We start from the raw sequence: 15,439 nt of genomic DNA, 5'->3' as shown, positions 1-15,439 counted from the left end.
CCCGGGTCACATGCGTTCGATGATCGTCACGTTGGCCTGTCCGCCGCCCTCGCACATGGTGAGCAGGCCGTAGCGGCCGCCGGTGCGCTCCAGTTCGTGCAGCAGGCTGGTGAGCAGCCGGGCACCGGTCGCGCCGAGCGGGTGGCCGAGGGCGATCGCGCCGCCGTTGACGTTGACCCGGGCCGGGTCGGCGCCGGTCTCCCGCAGCCAGGCCAGCGCGACGCTGGCGAACGCCTCGTTGATCTCGAAGCGGTCGATGTCGGTGATGCTCATGCCGGCGCGGCGCAGGGCGTACGCGGTGGCGGCGATCGGCGCGGTGAGCATCAGGACCGGGTCGTCGCCGCGCGCGGAGACGTGCCGGATCCGGGCGCGTGGACTCAGGCCGTACGTCATCAGCGCCCGCGCGGAGGCGACCAGCAGGGCGGCCGCACCGTCGGCGAGCTGGCTGGCCATCGCGGCCGTGGTGACGCCGCCGTCGCGCAGCGGCTTCAGGGCCGCCATCTTCGCGGCATCGGTGTCCCGCCGGGGGCACTCGTCGTCGCCCTCGATGATCTCCTGCCGGAAGCGTCCGCCGTCGATCGCGGCGACCGCGCGACGGTGGCTGGCGAGGGAGTACTCCTCCAGCTCGGCCCGGGTGAGTGCCCACTTCGCGGCGATCTCGTCGGCGCTGCGGAACTGGTTGATCTCCTGGTCGCCGTAGCGGGCGGCCCAGCCTTCCGCGTTCCGGTACGGCCCGTCCGGTGCCATGGCACTGCCGATCGGCACCTGGCTCATGCTCTGCACCCCACCGGCCACCACCAGGTCGGCGGTGCCGCTGGCCACCGCCTGCACGGCGAAGTGCACGGCCTGCTGCCCGGAGCCGCACTGGCGGTCCACGGTGACACCGGGAACGTGTTCCGGTAGCCCGGCCGCCAGCCAGGCGGTGCGGGCGATGTCGCCGGACTGCGGGCCGAGGGTGTCGACACAGCCGAGGATCACGTCGTCCACGGCGTCGGGGTCGGCACCGGCCCGCTCGAGGACCGCCGCAATCACCTGTCCGGCCAGGTCAGCGGGGTGCACGGCGGAGAGCATGCCGCTGCGGCGCCCGACCGGGGTTCGCACCGCTCCGACCAGATAAGCGTCCACTGTTGACGCCTCCCGCAAATGCTCGGTCTACTAGTAGAACACGTTCTAAATTGACATCTCCTAATCTACCGCGAGCGGGGCGCCTCATGCACACACCGTCGGAAGAGAAGCTGCGCCAGGAGTTGCGGACGTACTTCGCCGAGCTGATGACGCCCGCACTTCGCGAGGCCCTGATCGATCCCGGCGGCGAGTACGGCGACGGCACGGCCTACCGGCAGGTGGTCCGGCAACTCGGCCGCGACGGCTGGCTCCGGACCGAGGGGCGGTCCCGGATGGACCAGCTGATCTTCTCCGAGGAGGCGGCCCTGGCCGGGGTGCCGGTGCCGTTCCTCACCCTCTACACGGTCGCGCCGACCATCCGGCGGCATGGCACCGCGGCGCAGCGCGCGGAGTTGCTGCCCCGCATCGAGGCGGGCGAGGTGCACTTCTCCATCGGCTACTCCGAGCCGGACGCCGGGACCGACCTGGCGGCGCTGCGCACCCGGGCGGTCCGCGACGGCGACCACTACGTGATCAACGGTCAGAAGATGTGGACCAGCCTGATCCAGTACGCGGACTACGTGTGGCTGGCCTGCCGTACCGATCCGTCGGCGGAGCGGCACCATGGCCTGTCGATTCTGGTCGTGCCCACCGACTCGCCCGGCTTCTCCTGGACCCCGGTGCACACCGTGGCCGGCCCGTCCACCAGCGCGACCTACTACGAGGACGTGGTGGTGCCGGTCTCCGCGCTGGTCGGCGAGGAGAACCAGGGCTGGCGGCTGATCACCAACCAGCTCAACCACGAGCGGGTCGCGCTGACCCCGGCCGCACCACTGCAACGCTCGCTGCGCGAGGTCCGCGACTGGGCGGTCTCGACCGGGGCGATCGAGCGGGAATGGGTGCGCCTGCACCTGGCCCGGGTGCACGCGAAGGCCGAGGTGTTGAAGCTGTTCAACTGGCGGGTGGCCGCCGACTCCGGCAGCGCTCCGGCCGCCACCCGGGCGTCGGCCGGCAAGGTCTACGGCACGGAACTGGCCGTTGAGGCGTACCGGCTGCTCATGGAGGTACTCGGTCCGGCCGCGACGGTCCGGGACGGCTCGCCCGGCGCGCTGCTGGCCGGCCGGATCGAACGCCTGCACCGCGCGTCGCTGATCCTCACCTTCGGCGGCGGCACCAACGAGGTGCAGCGCGACATCATCGCGGCCGGCGCCCTCGGCCTCCCGATCCGGCGATAAGGAGCGCGGTCATGGATTTCGAGCCGAGCAGTGAGGCGCGCGAGCTGGCCGGCCTCACCCGCGATCTCGCGGCCTCCGGCCGCCCGCTCTGGCCGGCCCTGGCCGAGGCGGGCGTGCTCACCGCCGCACTTCCCAAGCAAGCGGGAGGCGAGGGGTACGGGCTACCCGAGCAAGCCGCGATCCTGACCGAGCTCGGCCGGCACGCCGCCACGGTCCCGTACCTGACCTCGATCGTGGTCGCCGCCTCCACCCTGGCCCGGTTCGACCCGTCGTTCGTCTACTCCGGTGCGGCGGCGCTCGCTGTGGCGCACAACGGCCAGGTGCACGGCATCGTGCCCGATCCGGCCGCCGTCCTGGTCCCCGCCGGCGCCGGCCTCTACCTGGTCCACCGGCCCGACATCGAACCGCAGATCGTCGAAGGCGGCCCCGGGACCGGCCTGCTCCGGTCCACGCTCCCGGACGAGCCGACGATCGCCGACCCGGCCTTCATGCACGCCCGCCTGACCGTCGGGACCGCCGCCTACCAGCTCGGCGTCGTCGAACGCGCCCTCGAGATGACCGCCGAGTACGCCCGCACCCGCATCCAGTTCGGCCGCCCGATCGGCTCCTTCCAGGCGGTCTCGCAGCGACTCGCCGACGCGTACATCGACGTCGAAGCCCTGCGGGTGGCGCTCTGGCAGGCGGTCGTGCTGCTCGACGCCGACCAGCCGGCCGCCGCCGAGGTGGCGACCGCCGGCTTCTGGGCCGTCGAGGCCGGGCACCGGGTGCTGCACACCGCGGTGCACGTACACGGCGGTGTCGGGATCGACCTGGAATATCCGCTGCACCGGTACTTCCTCGCCGCCAAGTACCACGAGTTCCTGCTCGGCGGCGCCACCGCCCAACTGCTCGCCCTATCCGAGGTGCTCTGAATGAAATTCACCCTGGGTGTCGCCCTGAGCCCGCTCGACCAGCTGACCGGACTGGCGCGCACCGCCGAGGAGTGCGGGTTCGCGTCGATCGCCCTGCCGGACTCGCTCTTCTACTCCGAGCACGTGTCGGCCTCGTATCCGTACACCCCGGACGGCCGCCGGTTCTGGGACGCCGACACGCCGTGGGCGGATCCGATGGTCGCCGCCGCCGCGATGGGCGCGGTCACCAGCCGGATCCGCTTCTACACCCAGGTACTGAAGCTGGATCCGCGCAACCCGGTCCTGCTGGCCCGGCAGGTCGGCTCGGTCGCCAACCTCACCGGCAACCGCTTCGGCCTGGGCGTCGGCCTCGGCTGGTCGCCCGAGGAGTCGCACTGGTGCGGCACGCCGTTCAAGGACCGCGGTGCCCGCGCCGACGAGGCGATCGAGGTGCTGCGGCTGATCCTCGGCGGCGGCATGGTCTCGTATCATGGCAAGCACTTCGCCTTCGAGAAGCTGCAGATGAGCCCGGCACCCACCGAGCCGGTGCCGATCTACGTAGGCGGCCACACCGAACCCGCACTGCGCCGCGCCGCGCGGGTCGGTGACGGCTGGTCCTCCGCGATGATGCGCTTCGAAGACCTGCGTACGACCATCGACCGGCTCACCGAGCTACGCGCCTCGTACGGCCGCGCCGGCACCCCGTTCGAGATCCAGGCCGTCTGCATCGACCGGTTCGGCCTCGACGGCTACCGCGAGCAGGCCGCCATCGGCGTAACCGACGCGATCGTCGTCCCGTGGCTCGCCCAGGGCGCCGGCTTCGACGCCGACCTGCAAACCAAGCAAGCCGCCCTGCACCGCTTCGCCGAGGCGGTGATCGAGCCGCTTAGGCTGCGGCCATGAGCGACGAGAGTGGATGCCTGGCGTGTGACCTGATCGACGGCCGCCAGGAGCTGCCGGGTGGCCGCATCGACGAGACCCGGCACTGGGTGGTCGAGCACTGCGTCGGCCCGCTGAGTGTCGGCGCGCTGATCGTCAAGCCGCTGCGGCACGTCGTCCACGTCGCCGACCTGACCGCCGAGGAGAGCGCCGAGCTCGGCCCGCTGCTCCAGCGCACCTCGGCGGCGCTCACCGAGCTGACCGCGCCCGAGCAGATCTACGTCACCCTGTGGTCGCACGCGGGCGGCGTCCCCGGCCACATCCATTTCGTGGTTCAGCCGGTGCACAAACCGGAGATGGAGCGGCACGGCCGCTACGGCCCGGCCCTGCAGGTGGCCATGTTCGCCACCGGCGAGCACCCCGGCCCGGACGAGGTGCGGGCCTTCGCGGACCGCATGCGCGCCCACCTACAGGTCGGTCACGGTGCGTGATTCGGTGTCGTAGCTGCGGCCGGTGACCAGCTCGCCGTGTGCCGGCGGCAACTCGCGGAGCAGCTCCAAGGCCGCGGCGTGCTGCGCGGCCGGGAGGTTCAGCGCGAGGCTGACGTGGGGTGTCCAGCGGTCCGGGGAGTGCAGCGGATTCGCCGGCACGACGGCGCCCCAGACCGCGCTCTGCAACCGCCGCAGCGAAGGGCCGGCCGTCACCTCGCGGACCAGCGTCCGGCCGAGCAGGGCCGCGGGGCCCAGCGAGACCGGGACCGGGAGGCCCAGCGGGGGCAGCGCGGGCAGCCGGCCGGTGGTCACCAGGGTGAGATGCGGTCGATTCGTGGCATGCGTGTGTGCGGCGAGGCTGCGCAGCCCGGCGGCGTGCAGGCGCTGCCAGAGGTCCCGGACGCTCGTTTCGAGAGCGGCGTCGAAGAGCAGCTCGACGGTGTGCACGATCGGTCATTATCCGCTGAAAGCCCGGTCGACGTCGGCGGGAGTGAGACCGAACGAGGACAGGTCGTATTGGTGCACCGCTTCGGGCGTACCGCGCAGGTTCTGCTGCATGGCGGCTCGCGCCGGAGTGCTCAGCGGGCTGCCCAGGCGATCGTAGATCGCTTCGATCGTGGCGAGCGGGTCGCGGACGAAGTCCTCGTAGCGGACGTCGATGAAACGTGCCGGATCGTGCCGGGCGCGGTCGGCGCGGAAGCGGCGCAGGCCGCGCGCCCACAGGGCGAGCTGGGTACGGCCGACGACCTCGCCGTGGAAGCGGGTGGACCACCCGGCCGCGGCGCGGGCGTTGAGGCTGCACACCGAGGCGATCGCGGTACGCGGATCCCGGTGGGTCTGGATGATCACCGCGTCGGGGTAGACGGTGAGCAGGGCGTCCAGCGCGAACAGGTGGCTCGGGTTCTTCAGCACCCAGCGCCGGTCCTGGTCGGGCAGTCCGATGAGCTGGAGGTTGCGGCGGTGCCGCCGGTAGGCGGGCGTCCAGTCGCAGGCGGCGAGCCAGTCCGAGTAGGACGGGATGTGCGCGGTGCACTCGAAGGAGACCGAGGTCATCGACTGGCAGAACAGCCGCCAGCACTCCTCGACCTGCTCCGGTCCCATGTAGTGCACGCCGGTCAGCTCCGGATGACGCGCGTAGGCGTCCCGCAGTGCGACGAAGAACGGATTGTCCGTCCAGGTGGCGCGGGGCGGGCGGGGCTGCGGCGCCTCGGTGAGCCAGTGTTCCGGTCCCTGGTGCGCGGGGTCGGCGGTGAGCAGCCGGTGCAGCGCGGTGGTGCCGGTGCGCGGCAGGCCGGTCACGAAGACCGGCCGAGGCAGTGCCACCTCCGCATGCTGCGGATATTGCCGCCAGGCGGCCTCCGCCAGCAGGCGGGAGATCAGCGCGGAGCGCAACAGGCCGCGGGTCTGCTTGCTGCCGGCCGGGGTCAGGCTCGCTTCTATCGCGTACGCGGAAAGCAGCACCCGCATCGCGTCGAGATAGCCGTCACCGTCCCCGAAGTCGTCGAGGCCGGTGATCCGGGTCGCCGAGGCGTGCAGGTCCTCGACCGTGCCCACGTCGGTGCGTTCGGTGACGTTCAATGGTGGAACTCCCCGCAGTTGACGTCGAGGCACGCGCCGGTGATGCCGCGCGCCAGGTCGGAGGCGAGGAAGAGGATCGCGTCCGCCACCTCGTCCGGCTCCGGGAGACGCCGCAGGTCGGTGCTCGCCGCGACCTCGTCGTAGATCTGCCGCGCCGGTACGCCCCGTTGCAGACCCTGGTACTCGAACCAGGCCCGCAGGGTGTCCGCCCAGATCCAGCCCGGCGCCACCGAGTTGACCCGGACCCCTTTCGGCCCGAGCTCGCTGGCCAGGTTCTGGGCCACCGCCAGCAGTCCCGCCTTCACCACCTTGTACGGCCCGAACGGCCGGCGCGAGTGCCGCAGCACCGCCGAGTTGACCACCACGACCGAGCCGCCGGACTCGACCAGGGCCGGCGTGAACAGGCGGATGGTGTTCAGCGCGGCGAGCACGTTGGCGTCGAAGCCGGACCGCATCTCGTCCAGGTCGACCTTGCCGAGGCTGCGCATCGGAGGCATCGCGAACGCGTTCTGCACCAGCGCGTCGACCCGGCCGAACTCGGTCAGGGCCGCGTCCACGAGCCGCCGCACCGCGGTCTCGTCGGTCAGGTCGGTGGGTACGGCGAGGGCTCGCCGGCCGGCCGCGGTGACCTTGCCGGCGACGTCGGCGAGCAGCGACTCGGTGCGGGCGGCCAGCACCACGTCGGCGCCGTGCTGCGCGGCGCGTACCGCGACCGCCTGGCCCAGGCCGGGCCCGACCCCGGCGACGACCAGGACCTTCTCCGCGATCAGCACGGCTACCCCAGCATCCGGTACGCGGTGGCGGCCTGCCGGGCGGCGATCCGTTCCCGGTACGCCTCCGCGCTGATCGGCTCGTAGTAGGGCAACTGCTTCGGCAGGTCGTCGACGGCCACGATGTCGACCTTGGGCCCGTCCGCGGCGGCGAGCGGCCGGGACAGCCGTTGCCAGCGCAGCTGCACGTATCCGCGGCGGTGCCCGGTGCGCTCCAGCCAGTTGGTGACGCCCGGGTTCCGCTCGCTGACGACGTACCGGATCATCCCGTCCGGGTCGGTGCGTGCCTGCGCTCGGGTGAGGCTGGTCTGGTGGTTGATGTAGTCGAGGGAGACGTACCACATGCTGCCGAGCTGGATGCCCTGGTAGGGCGCGTCGCTCGCCGGAACCGTGACGATCATGGCCTGGTCGTCGTCCAGATCGTAGTGGCCGGCCGAGGAGTACTGGGTGGACAGTCCGCCGGGGGTGGGCCGGGGCGGGGTGAGCGTGTTGACCGGCAGCCCGAGGTAGAACCGTTCGGCGAAGGCGAGGAACGTCCGTAGCCGGCTGATCAGGATCTTGCCGGCCACGCCGTACCTCTTGGTCATCCGGTCCAGGGTGAGCGGCGGCGGCGCCGAGCCGAGCCGGTCGGCGCGGTGGATGCGCAGCATGCCGGGGCGCTCCGCGGCCCAGTCGTGGTAGACCTCGCGGACCACGAGCATGGCGGCGTTCCGGGCCGGGCCCAGGGTGATCTCGAAGGTGCCGTCGGCCGCGATGTCGATCTCGCGGTCGTCGAAGGCGGCCAGGCTGCCCGGCACCTCGACCGGCGAGTAGTCGCCGTCGAGCAGCTGGAAGCTCAGGTCGGCGGTGGTGCCGCGGACGCCGGTGACGACGTACTCGGTGTCGTCGCGCAGCCAGGCGTGGAAATAGAGGGTGTCCGGGTTGTCCAGGCCCATCTTGGTGTAGGGGCCGGTGGAGCGGACGAAGTAGGGGAAGTCGCGCTCGTAGGCGCCGGCCATCTGGATCGAGGCCCGGATGCTGCCGGCCAGGTAGTCGTAGCCCTCGACCAGATCCTGATCGCCGAGCACGTGCGGCGCGCTCGTGATGATCTTCTCCGCCTGCTGGATGGCTTCCGCGAACGGCTGCGTTAGCATGCCACGAGCCTAGAACTGGTTCTAATATTCGGTCAACGTGGCTGCTGGTTCTTGCGATAACGTGTTCCAGTGGAGTCGATGCGTGCGTACCGGATGACGGGCTGGGGCGAACCGTCGCGAGCGACCACCGTGCCGGTGCCGGCACCCGGACCGGGCGAGGTCCTGGTGCGGGTGGCCGGCTGCGGGCTGTGCCGCTCCGACCTGACTATGCGGCGGATGCCGCAGGTGGTCGGCGAGAAACTCGGCTGGCGGATGCCGTTCACCCTCGGCCACGAGACCGCCGGCCGGGTGGCCGCCCTGGGCGCCGGCGTCGAGGGCCTCACCCTGGGCGAGGCGGTCGCGCTGGTCTCTCCGGCCTCCTGCGGAACCTGCCGGTTCTGCTTGCGCGGACAGGACAGCATGTGCCCGCACGGGCTGACCGGGCGCGGGTACGGGCGAGACGGCGGCCTGGCCGACTATGTGCTGGTCGACGGGCCCCGTGCCGTGCTGCCGCTCGGTGATCTCGACCCGCGCGAGGCCGGCCCGCTCACCGACGCGGGCGCCACCGCCTATCACGCGGTACGGCGGGCACTCCCCCGGATCACGGCCGGCGGCACCGTGGTGGTGATCGGCGTGGGCGGGCTCGGTGCGTTCGCGGTGCAGTTCCTGCGCGTGCTCAGTGGAGCGCGGGTGACCGCGGTGGATCCGGTCGCGGTCCGCCGTGACTACGCGCGTTCCCTCGGCGCCGACCCGCTTTCCGACATCTCTGGCTTCGCCGGTGCCGCTGACGTGGTGCTCGACTTCGTCGGCACCGACGAGACGATCGCGGCCGGGATCGCCGCGGTCCGGCCCGGTGGCGCTTTCGGGCTGATCGGCTCGGCCGGTGGCCGGCTGACCGCGCCCTGGTTCGGCACGCTGCCGCGCGACGGCGAGGTCTTCACCTTCCAGGGATCGTCGATCGCGGACGCCCAGGAGGTGATCGCCCTGGCCGGGGCCGGACTGATTCGCAACGAGGTCACCACGTTCGGATTCGACTCCGCCGGCGACGCGTACGCCCAGTTGGCCGCCGGAACACTCACCGGCCGCGCGGTGATCGTCCTGGAGTGAACTCCGCGCGACTCCGACCGGAAATGCCTTGACTTGAACCCGAGGTGAGGTGGCAGGTTCGGGGTCGGGGAGGTTCTTCGACATGAGCATGGAAGTCGCCGCGTGGAACTCGATGTACCACGCGATGAACCAGCAGGACGACCGGCGGCCGTTTTCGATGGCCACGCTGCGCCGCATCGCCGGTTTCGCCCGGCCGCACAAGCGTGCGCTCGCCGGGTTCCTGTTGTTGAGCGTGGTGACGGCGTTCCTGGCCGTGGCCACCCCGGTGCTGGCCGGCCGGGTGGTGAACGCGATCGTCGGCGGCGGCACCACCGAGCTGGTGATCGGGCTGGCCGCCGCGATCGCGGTGATCGCCCTCCTGGAGGCCGGGCTCGGACTGGTACAGCGGTGGCTCTCCGCGAGCATCGGCGAGGGGCTGATCCTCGACCTGCGGACCGCGGTGTTCGACCACGTGCAGCGGATGCCTGTCGCGTTCTTCACCCGGACCCGCACGGGCGCGCTGGTCAGCCGGCTCAACAACGACGTGATCGGGGCTCAGCGGGCGTTCAGCGACACCCTCTCCGGGGTGATCGGCAACCTCGTCACGCTGATCCTGACGCTGATCGTCATGATCGGCATCTCCTGGCAGATCACGCTCCTGGCGCTCATGCTGCTACCGATCTTCGTGCTGCCCGCCCGGCGGATGGGCAGCCGGCTGGCCCGGCTCGAACGGGAGGCCGCCGGGCACAACGCGGCGATGAACACGCAGATGACCGAGCGGTTCTCCGCGCCCGGAGCGACGCTTGTCAAGCTCTACGGCCGGCCCGACGTCGAGTCGGCGGAGTTCGCCGCGCGAGCCCGGCGGGTCCGCGACATCGGGGTGCGCACGGCGATGGTCCAGTGGGTGTTCCTGACCGCTCTGACGTCGGTGTCGGCCCTCGCCCTCGCGCTGGTCTACGGGCTCGGCGGCTTCTACGCGCTGCGCGGTCAGCTCGATCCCGGCGCCGTCGTCGCCCTGGCCCTGCTCCTGACCAGGCTGTACGCGCCGCTGACCTCGCTGGCCAGCGCCCGCGTCGAGGTGATGAGCGCGCTGGTCAGCTTCGAGCGGGTGTTCGAGGTGCTCGATCTCAAGCCGCTGATCGAGGAGAAGCCGGACGCACGCCCGGTGCCGGACGGGCCGGTGTCGGTGGAGTTCGACGGGGTCCGCTTCGCGTACCCGTCGGCCGACAAGGTGTCCCTGGCGTCGCTGGAGGAGGTGGCGACGCTTGACACCCGGGGCGGTGTGGAGGTGCTGCACGACGTGTCGTTCCGCGTCGAGCCGGGGCAGATGGTGGCCCTGGTCGGGTCCTCCGGCGCCGGGAAATCGACGATGGCGTCGCTGCTTCCCCGGCTCTACGACGCCGGTTCCGGTGCGGTGCGGCTGGCCGGGGTGGACGTGCGCGACGTGCGGGCGGACTCGCTGCGGCACACCCTCGGCATGGTCACTCAGGACGGTCACCTCTTCCACGACTCGGTCCGCGCCAACCTGCTGTTCGCCCGTCCGGAGGCGACCGAGGAAGAGCTGTGGGAGGTGCTGCGCCGGGCGCGCATCGCCGAGCTGGTCGAGAGCCTGCCCGACGGGCTGGACACGGTGATCGGCGAGCGCGGTTACCGGCTCTCCGGCGGTGAGCGCCAGCGGCTGACGATCGCCCGGCTGCTGCTGGCCCGGCCCCGGGTGGTGGTGCTCGACGAGGCGACCGCACACCTGGACTCGACCTCGGAGCAGGCGGTGCAGGCCGCCCTCGGCGAGGCCCTGGCCGGCCGGACCGCGGTGGTCATCGCGCACCGGTTGTCCACGGTCCGTGCCGCCGACCTGATCCTGGTCGTCGAGGGCGGTCAGGTGGTGGAGCGGGGCACCCACGCCGAGTTGCTGGCCGCCGGCGGCCGCTACACCGAACTGCACGACACCCAGTTCGATTCGGGTCGCTCCGGCGCGCCGACGGCGGCCTGAAACGATCGGAAATTCGCGCCGGAATTCGCCGGACACGAATTTCCCTGATGATCATGAGCGCCATCGGAAATCGGATCCGTGCTACGGTCGATTCAACGGATCTCGATTTTCCGGTGATCGCGCACGACGCCGGCCACCACGCGGATCCCGATTCCCTGACGCCACCCGCCGATCTTGACGGCGGCCGCGCCATGATTTTTCCGCCTGCGGCGGGTCGACTGGTTCAGCGGGTCGCCGCAGGCGGGATCGACCCCACCTGAGGTGGGCGATGTCACGCCGATGGGGGTACGCCCCTGTCGGCCACATTTGTGTGCTAGCTTGTCCGCGTTGCATTTTTGATTACCGTAGACGTTCTTGACGCCTGATGGGTATCTGATCCCGTCGGGCCTTTTTTCGTCGGTGCCCGGGTTACCGGCGGGTCATCAAATGCGGCGACGCGAGGCTCCGCACGGTGCGGCGCCCCACGAGCTGGCGAGGAGTAAATCATGGCCACCGGTACCGTGAAGTGGTTCAACGGCGAAAAGGGATTCGGCTTCATCACCCAGGACAGCGGTGACGGTGACGTGTTCGCGCACTTCTCCGCCATCGTGACCAACGGGTACCGCACCCTTGAGGAGAACCAGCGCGTCGAGTTCGACGTCACGCAGGGCGCCAAGGGTCTCCAGGCGGAGAACATCCGCCCGCTCTGACTCCTCGACGGCTGAGCGGCTCCGGCGAGGAGCCGCCGCCGTTCAGGTGAGTTTCGCCAAGCGAGCCAGGGTCTCGTCGGCCTCGGTGACGAGGTCGGCGAGGACCGCGGCGACCGGGCGGACCTCGTTCATCCGGCCGACGATCTGGCCGACCGGCATCGGCACCACGCTCGGGTCGCCGGAGGCCATCAGCCGGTCGTGCGCCCGCGACACCAGCAGGTTCTGCAGCGGCATCGGCAGCGGCCTCGGCGCCTCCGCGTCATTCCACGCCTCGGTCCAGCGGTTGCGCAGCAGCCGGGCCGGTTTGCCGGTGTAGACGCGGCTTCGCACGGTGTCACCCGACCCCGCCTTCAGCAGCGCCTCGCGCAGGGCCTGGGTCGCCTGATACTCCGCGGTGCCGAGCCACACCGAGCCCATCCACACCCCGCGGGCCCCCAGCGCCAGAGCAGCGGCGATCTGCCGTCCGCTGCCGATGCCACCGGCCGCCAGCACCGGGACCCGCCCGCCGACCGCGTCGACGATCTCCGGGATCAGCACCATGCTGCCGATCTCGCCGGTGTGCCCGCCGGCCTCGTACCCCTGCGCCACCACCACGTCCACGCCGGCCGCGAGATGGCTGCGGGCGTGATCGGCTCGGCCGGCCAGGGCCGCGACCTGAAGCCCGTGCGCGTGGGCCTGCTCGATCACGTCGGCGGGCGGCGGGCCGAGCGCGTTGGCGATCAGCCGGGCCGGGTGGGTGAGCGCCACCTCGACATGGCTACGCGCGACCGAGTGCAGCCAGCCCAGCACCCCGGCACGACTCGACTCGTCGACGCCCAGCGGCGGGACTCCCAGCCGCATCAGGGTGCGCTCGACGAAGTCCCGGTGCCCGGGCGGGATCAGCTCGTTCAGGTCGGACGGGGTCCCCTCGGTCGGCACCCGGCCGGGCATCACCACGTCCACCCCGTACGGACGGTCGCCGACCTCGTGGTCCAGCCAGGTCAGCACGGCGTCGAGTTCGCCGGGGTCGTTGAAGCGTACGCAGCCGAGGACGCCGAGCCCGCCGGCCTTGCTGATCGCCGCGACGACGTGCTCGGACGGGCTGAACCCGACGATCGGGACGTCGATGCCGAACAGGTCGCACAGGTCAGTCCGCACTCCGCACCGCCTCGGTGTGGGTGCGGGTGTACTCGTGGGCCCAGCGGTAGTCGGCCTTGCCGCTGATGGTGCGGGCGATCCGGTCCACCAGCCACACCGAGCGGGGCACCTTGTAGCCGGCGATCCGTTGTCTGACGTGTCTCTCCAGGTCGTCCAGGTCCACCCGTACGCCGTCGCGGGGTTGGACCAGAGCGACCACCTTCTGGCCGAGCCGTTCGTCGGGTGCCCCGATGACCAGGGCGTCGAAGACGTCCGGATGTGCTTTCAGCGCGCCCTCGACCTCTTCCGGGAAAACCTTCTCGCCGCCGGTGTTGACGCAGGTGTTACCGCGCCCGAGCAGGGTGATGGTGCCGTCCTCCTCGAGCCGGGCCAGGTCGCCGGGTATGGCGTAGCGGACGCCGTCGACCTCGGTGAGCAGCGCCGCCGTCTTCTCCGGGTCCTTGTAGTAGCCGAGCGGCACGTGCCCGCCGCGGGCCAGCCGGCCGATCACGCCGGGTGGCGCCTTCTTGCCGTACTCGTCGATGACGATGGTGTTCGGGCCGGGCATCACCCGGGGGCCGTCCACCGCGCCGCCCTGGACGTCGGCGACGATGCCGAGGCCGGCGAAGCCGGTCTCCGAGGAGCCGATCGCGTCGGTGACCATGGTGTTCGGCAGCGCCTCCAGGTACTGGCGTTTCACCGACGGGGAGAACAGCGCCGCGCTGGAGGAGATCGCCACCAGCGACGAACCGTCGTAGTGGCCGGCCAGGTACGCCTCGATGATCGGGCGGGCCATCGCGTCCCCGATCAGCACGACCACGGTGACCTTGCGGCGCTCGATGGTGCGCCAGACCTCCTCCGCGTCGAAGTGCGGCAGGAGCACCACGGTGTCGCCGTTGAAGAGGGCGGCCAGCGCGGCCCACTGGGCGTTGCCGTGGATCAGCGGAGCGAGGCAGAGCCGGGTCATCGGGGGCATCTCGGCGCCGCGCCGGCTCTGCGCCCACTCGTCCTCCAGCGGTACGCCGGACATGAAGTCGATCCCACCACCGAGGACCCGCCAGACGTCCTCGTGCCGCCAGACGACGCCCTTCGGGTAGCCGGTGGTGCCGCCGGTGTAGAGCAGGTAGATGTCGTCGCCGGAGCGTTCGCCGAAGTCACGGGCGGGGCGGCCGGCGGCGAGCGCCTCCTGATAGAGCACCCCGTCGGTCTTCTCGTCCGAGCCGTCGGGCAGCGCGACCGTGGTGTGCAGGCCGGGCGCGGACGGGAGCACGGCGGCGACCTTGGGCGCGTACCCGCGGTCGTGGATCAGCGCGGTGAGCTCGGCGTCGGCGAAGAGATATTGCAACTCGTTCTCGACGTATCGGAAGTTGACGTTGACGACCACGGCACGGAGCTTGTACACCGCGACCATGGCCACCACGGCCTCGATCGAGTTGCCCGCGTACAGCCCGACGTGATCGCCCTTGCCCACTCCACGATCTTGCAGGAAGTGGGCCATACGGTTGGCGGCGTCCTCCAGCTCGGCGTAGCTCAGTTCACGCTCACCGCAGGCCACCGCGACGCGATCCGGGAAGGCATCGACCGCGTGCTCGAAAAGGTCCGCAATATTGGCCGCCATCAACAGAAAGTAGAACCTGTTATCGTTCCAGGGCAAGACCCGCCGCGCAGGAGGAGAATCCGTGGACGCCTTCGTCGAACAGCGTGGACCGATCCTGATCGTCACGATGAACCGGCCGGAGGTCCGCAACGCGCTCTCGTCCGAGATGATGGCCGTGATGCGCGAGGCCTGGGACCGGGTGGACGCCGACCCGTCGATCCGGGTCGCGATCCTCACCGGGGCCGGCGGCTCGTTCTGCGCCGGAGCCGACCTGCGGGCGATGACCGAGTCCCATCCCGGCGACGACTTCGCCGGCAACGGCGGCCTCGACCTGTCCCGGATCGACGCGCTGCTCAAGGGCCGCCGGCTGAGCAAGCCGCTGATCGCCGCGGTCGAGGGTCCGGCGGTCGCCGGCGGCACCGAGATCCTGCAGGCCACCGACCTGCGGGTGGCCGGCGAGAGCGCCCGGTTCGGGGTGTCCGAGGCGCGGTGGGGACTGTTCCCGCTGGGCGGTTCGGCGGTCCGGTTGCCGCGGCAGCTGCCGTACACCGTCGCCGCCGAGCTGCTGCTCACCGGGCGGCATCTGAGCGCGGCCGAGGCGCTCCAGGCAGGCCTGATCGGGCACGTGGTGCCGGACGGGCAGGCGCTGGCCAAGGCACTGGAACTGGCCGAGGCGATCGCGGCCAACGGCCCGCTCGCGGTGCAGGCGATCCTGCGGACCATCCGGGAGACCGAGGGGATGGCCGAGGACGACGCGTTCGCCGTCGAGGCGCGCATCGGCGTGGCGGTATTCACCAGCGAGGACGCCAAGGAGGGGCCGCGCGCCTTCATCGAGAAGCGCCGCCCGGTCTTCCGCGGCCGCTGAGAAATCTGGTTGCCACCGGTCTGGATATCCGCTTGGG

Annotated in this window: 16 protein-coding genes; 9 read left to right on the top strand and 7 right to left on the bottom strand. The window is 71.3% G+C overall.

Annotation, left to right across the window (positions count from 1 at the left end):
• Nucleotides 1-6 precede the first annotated feature (6 nt).
• Nucleotides 7-1,125 carry an acetyl-CoA C-acetyltransferase gene (locus I4J89_RS26905; protein WP_196416862.1) on the bottom strand — a complete coding sequence of 373 codons (1,119 nt, stop codon included), beginning with the start codon at nt 1,123-1,125 and terminating at the stop codon, nt 7-9.
• An 86-nt stretch (nt 1,126-1,211) separates the two neighbouring features.
• Here I4J89_RS26905 and I4J89_RS26900 point away from each other — a divergent pair, with 86 nt between their 5' ends.
• The 4 genes from I4J89_RS26900 to I4J89_RS26885 are packed head-to-tail and all read left to right on the top strand — an operon-like array spanning nt 1,212 to nt 4,599.
• Entirely contained in the window at nt 1,212-2,339 is a 1,128-nt protein-coding gene (locus I4J89_RS26900) for an acyl-CoA dehydrogenase family protein (protein WP_196416861.1), read from the top strand.
• A gap of 11 nt (nt 2,340-2,350) precedes the next feature.
• The gene (locus I4J89_RS26895) at nt 2,351-3,250 is read left to right on the top strand and encodes an acyl-CoA dehydrogenase family protein (protein WP_196416860.1); all 900 of its coding nucleotides are present in this window, start codon (nt 2,351-2,353) and stop codon (nt 3,248-3,250) included.
• Nucleotides 3,251-4,132 (top strand): TIGR03619 family F420-dependent LLM class oxidoreductase, encoded by an 882-nt coding sequence (locus tag I4J89_RS26890; RefSeq protein WP_196416859.1) that lies wholly within the window; start codon nt 3,251-3,253, stop codon nt 4,130-4,132.
• Nucleotides 4,129-4,599, top strand: coding sequence for an HIT family protein (locus I4J89_RS26885; RefSeq protein ID WP_196416858.1), 471 nt, complete (start codon nt 4,129-4,131; stop codon nt 4,597-4,599). Before I4J89_RS26890 ends, I4J89_RS26885 begins: the two co-directional genes overlap by 4 nt.
• Here the strand turns inward: I4J89_RS26885 and I4J89_RS51610 are convergent.
• Genes I4J89_RS51610 through I4J89_RS26865 form a run of 4 tightly spaced genes read right to left on the bottom strand, consistent with a single transcriptional unit; the run spans nt 4,576 to nt 8,080 of the window.
• Nucleotides 4,576-5,046, bottom strand: a complete 471-nt coding sequence (locus I4J89_RS51610) for a 2'-5' RNA ligase family protein (protein WP_196416857.1) — start codon at nt 5,044-5,046, stop codon at nt 4,576-4,578. The two genes, I4J89_RS26885 and I4J89_RS51610, sit on opposite strands and share 24 nt — an antisense overlap.
• 9 nt (nt 5,047-5,055) lie before the next feature.
• Nucleotides 5,056-6,177 (bottom strand): sulfotransferase family protein, encoded by a 1,122-nt coding sequence (locus I4J89_RS26875; protein ID WP_196416856.1) that lies wholly within the window; start codon nt 6,175-6,177, stop codon nt 5,056-5,058.
• Nucleotides 6,174-6,950: an SDR family oxidoreductase gene (locus tag I4J89_RS26870; RefSeq protein ID WP_196416855.1), complete on the bottom strand. Its 777-nt coding sequence runs from the start codon at nt 6,948-6,950 to the stop codon at nt 6,174-6,176. Before I4J89_RS26870 ends, I4J89_RS26875 begins: the two co-directional genes overlap by 4 nt.
• A gap of 2 nt (nt 6,951-6,952) precedes the next feature.
• Nucleotides 6,953-8,080 carry a hypothetical protein gene (locus I4J89_RS26865; RefSeq protein WP_196416854.1) on the bottom strand — a complete coding sequence of 376 codons (1,128 nt, stop codon included), beginning with the start codon at nt 8,078-8,080 and terminating at the stop codon, nt 6,953-6,955.
• A 78-nt stretch (nt 8,081-8,158) separates the two neighbouring features.
• Between I4J89_RS26865 and I4J89_RS26860 the strand changes: the two genes are divergently transcribed.
• The 4 genes from I4J89_RS26860 (at nt 8,159) to I4J89_RS26845 (ending at nt 11,824) form a co-directional block, all read left to right on the top strand.
• On the top strand, nt 8,159-9,166 hold the full coding sequence (locus I4J89_RS26860; protein WP_196416915.1) for an alcohol dehydrogenase catalytic domain-containing protein: 1,008 nt from the start codon (nt 8,159-8,161) through the stop codon (nt 9,164-9,166).
• A gap of 82 nt (nt 9,167-9,248) precedes the next feature.
• Entirely contained in the window at nt 9,249-11,135 is a 1,887-nt protein-coding gene (locus tag I4J89_RS26855; protein ID WP_196416853.1) for an ABC transporter ATP-binding protein, read from the top strand.
• Nucleotides 11,136-11,188: 53 nt separating this feature from the next.
• The gene (locus I4J89_RS26850) at nt 11,189-11,395 is read left to right on the top strand and encodes a hypothetical protein (RefSeq protein WP_196416852.1); all 207 of its coding nucleotides are present in this window, start codon (nt 11,189-11,191) and stop codon (nt 11,393-11,395) included.
• Nucleotides 11,396-11,620: 225 nt separating this feature from the next.
• Nucleotides 11,621-11,824 (top strand): cold-shock protein, encoded by a 204-nt coding sequence (locus tag I4J89_RS26845; RefSeq protein WP_196416851.1) that lies wholly within the window; start codon nt 11,621-11,623, stop codon nt 11,822-11,824.
• Between the two features lie 42 nt (nt 11,825-11,866).
• Here I4J89_RS26845 and I4J89_RS26840 read toward each other — a convergent pair whose 3' ends face one another.
• On the bottom strand, nt 11,867-12,961 hold the full coding sequence (locus tag I4J89_RS26840; RefSeq protein ID WP_196416850.1) for an NAD(P)H-dependent flavin oxidoreductase: 1,095 nt from the start codon (nt 12,959-12,961) through the stop codon (nt 11,867-11,869).
• Nucleotides 12,951-14,558 (bottom strand): acyl-CoA synthetase, encoded by a 1,608-nt coding sequence (locus I4J89_RS26835; RefSeq protein WP_196416849.1) that lies wholly within the window; start codon nt 14,556-14,558, stop codon nt 12,951-12,953. The genes I4J89_RS26840 and I4J89_RS26835 overlap by 11 nt, the downstream gene beginning before the upstream one ends.
• A gap of 61 nt (nt 14,559-14,619) precedes the next feature.
• Between I4J89_RS26835 and I4J89_RS26830 the strand changes: the two genes are divergently transcribed.
• Nucleotides 14,620-15,402 (top strand): crotonase/enoyl-CoA hydratase family protein, encoded by a 783-nt coding sequence (locus I4J89_RS26830; protein WP_196416848.1) that lies wholly within the window; start codon nt 14,620-14,622, stop codon nt 15,400-15,402.
• The last annotated feature ends 37 nt before the right edge of the window (nt 15,403-15,439 follow it).

Origin of the sequence: Actinoplanes aureus (assembly GCF_015704865.1) — a bacterium.
Taxonomy (GTDB): Bacteria; Actinomycetota; Actinomycetes; order Mycobacteriales; family Micromonosporaceae; genus Actinoplanes; species Actinoplanes aureus.
This window is presented reverse-complemented; position numbering and strand designations above follow the sequence as displayed.

Excerpts from the sequence above, each read along its gene's own strand:
- I4J89_RS26900 (WP_196416861.1), top strand. The coding sequence starts at position 1,212 with ATGCACACACCGTCGGAAGAGAAGCTGCGCCAGGAGTTGCGGACGTAC.
- I4J89_RS26895 (WP_196416860.1), top strand. The coding sequence starts at position 2,351 with ATGGATTTCGAGCCGAGCAGTGAGGCGCGCGAGCTGGCCGGCCTCACC.
- I4J89_RS26890 (WP_196416859.1), top strand. The coding sequence starts at position 3,251 with ATGAAATTCACCCTGGGTGTCGCCCTGAGCCCGCTCGACCAGCTGACC.
- I4J89_RS26885 (WP_196416858.1), top strand. The coding sequence starts at position 4,129 with ATGAGCGACGAGAGTGGATGCCTGGCGTGTGACCTGATCGACGGCCGC.
- I4J89_RS26865 (WP_196416854.1), bottom strand. The coding sequence starts at position 8,080 with ATGCTAACGCAGCCGTTCGCGGAAGCCATCCAGCAGGCGGAGAAGATC.
- I4J89_RS26860 (WP_196416915.1), top strand. The coding sequence starts at position 8,159 with ATGCGTGCGTACCGGATGACGGGCTGGGGCGAACCGTCGCGAGCGACC.
- I4J89_RS26855 (WP_196416853.1), top strand. The coding sequence starts at position 9,249 with ATGAGCATGGAAGTCGCCGCGTGGAACTCGATGTACCACGCGATGAAC.
- I4J89_RS26850 (WP_196416852.1), top strand. The coding sequence starts at position 11,189 with ATGAGCGCCATCGGAAATCGGATCCGTGCTACGGTCGATTCAACGGAT.
- I4J89_RS26845 (WP_196416851.1), top strand. The coding sequence starts at position 11,621 with ATGGCCACCGGTACCGTGAAGTGGTTCAACGGCGAAAAGGGATTCGGC.
- I4J89_RS26835 (WP_196416849.1), bottom strand. The coding sequence starts at position 14,558 with ATGGCGGCCAATATTGCGGACCTTTTCGAGCACGCGGTCGATGCCTTC.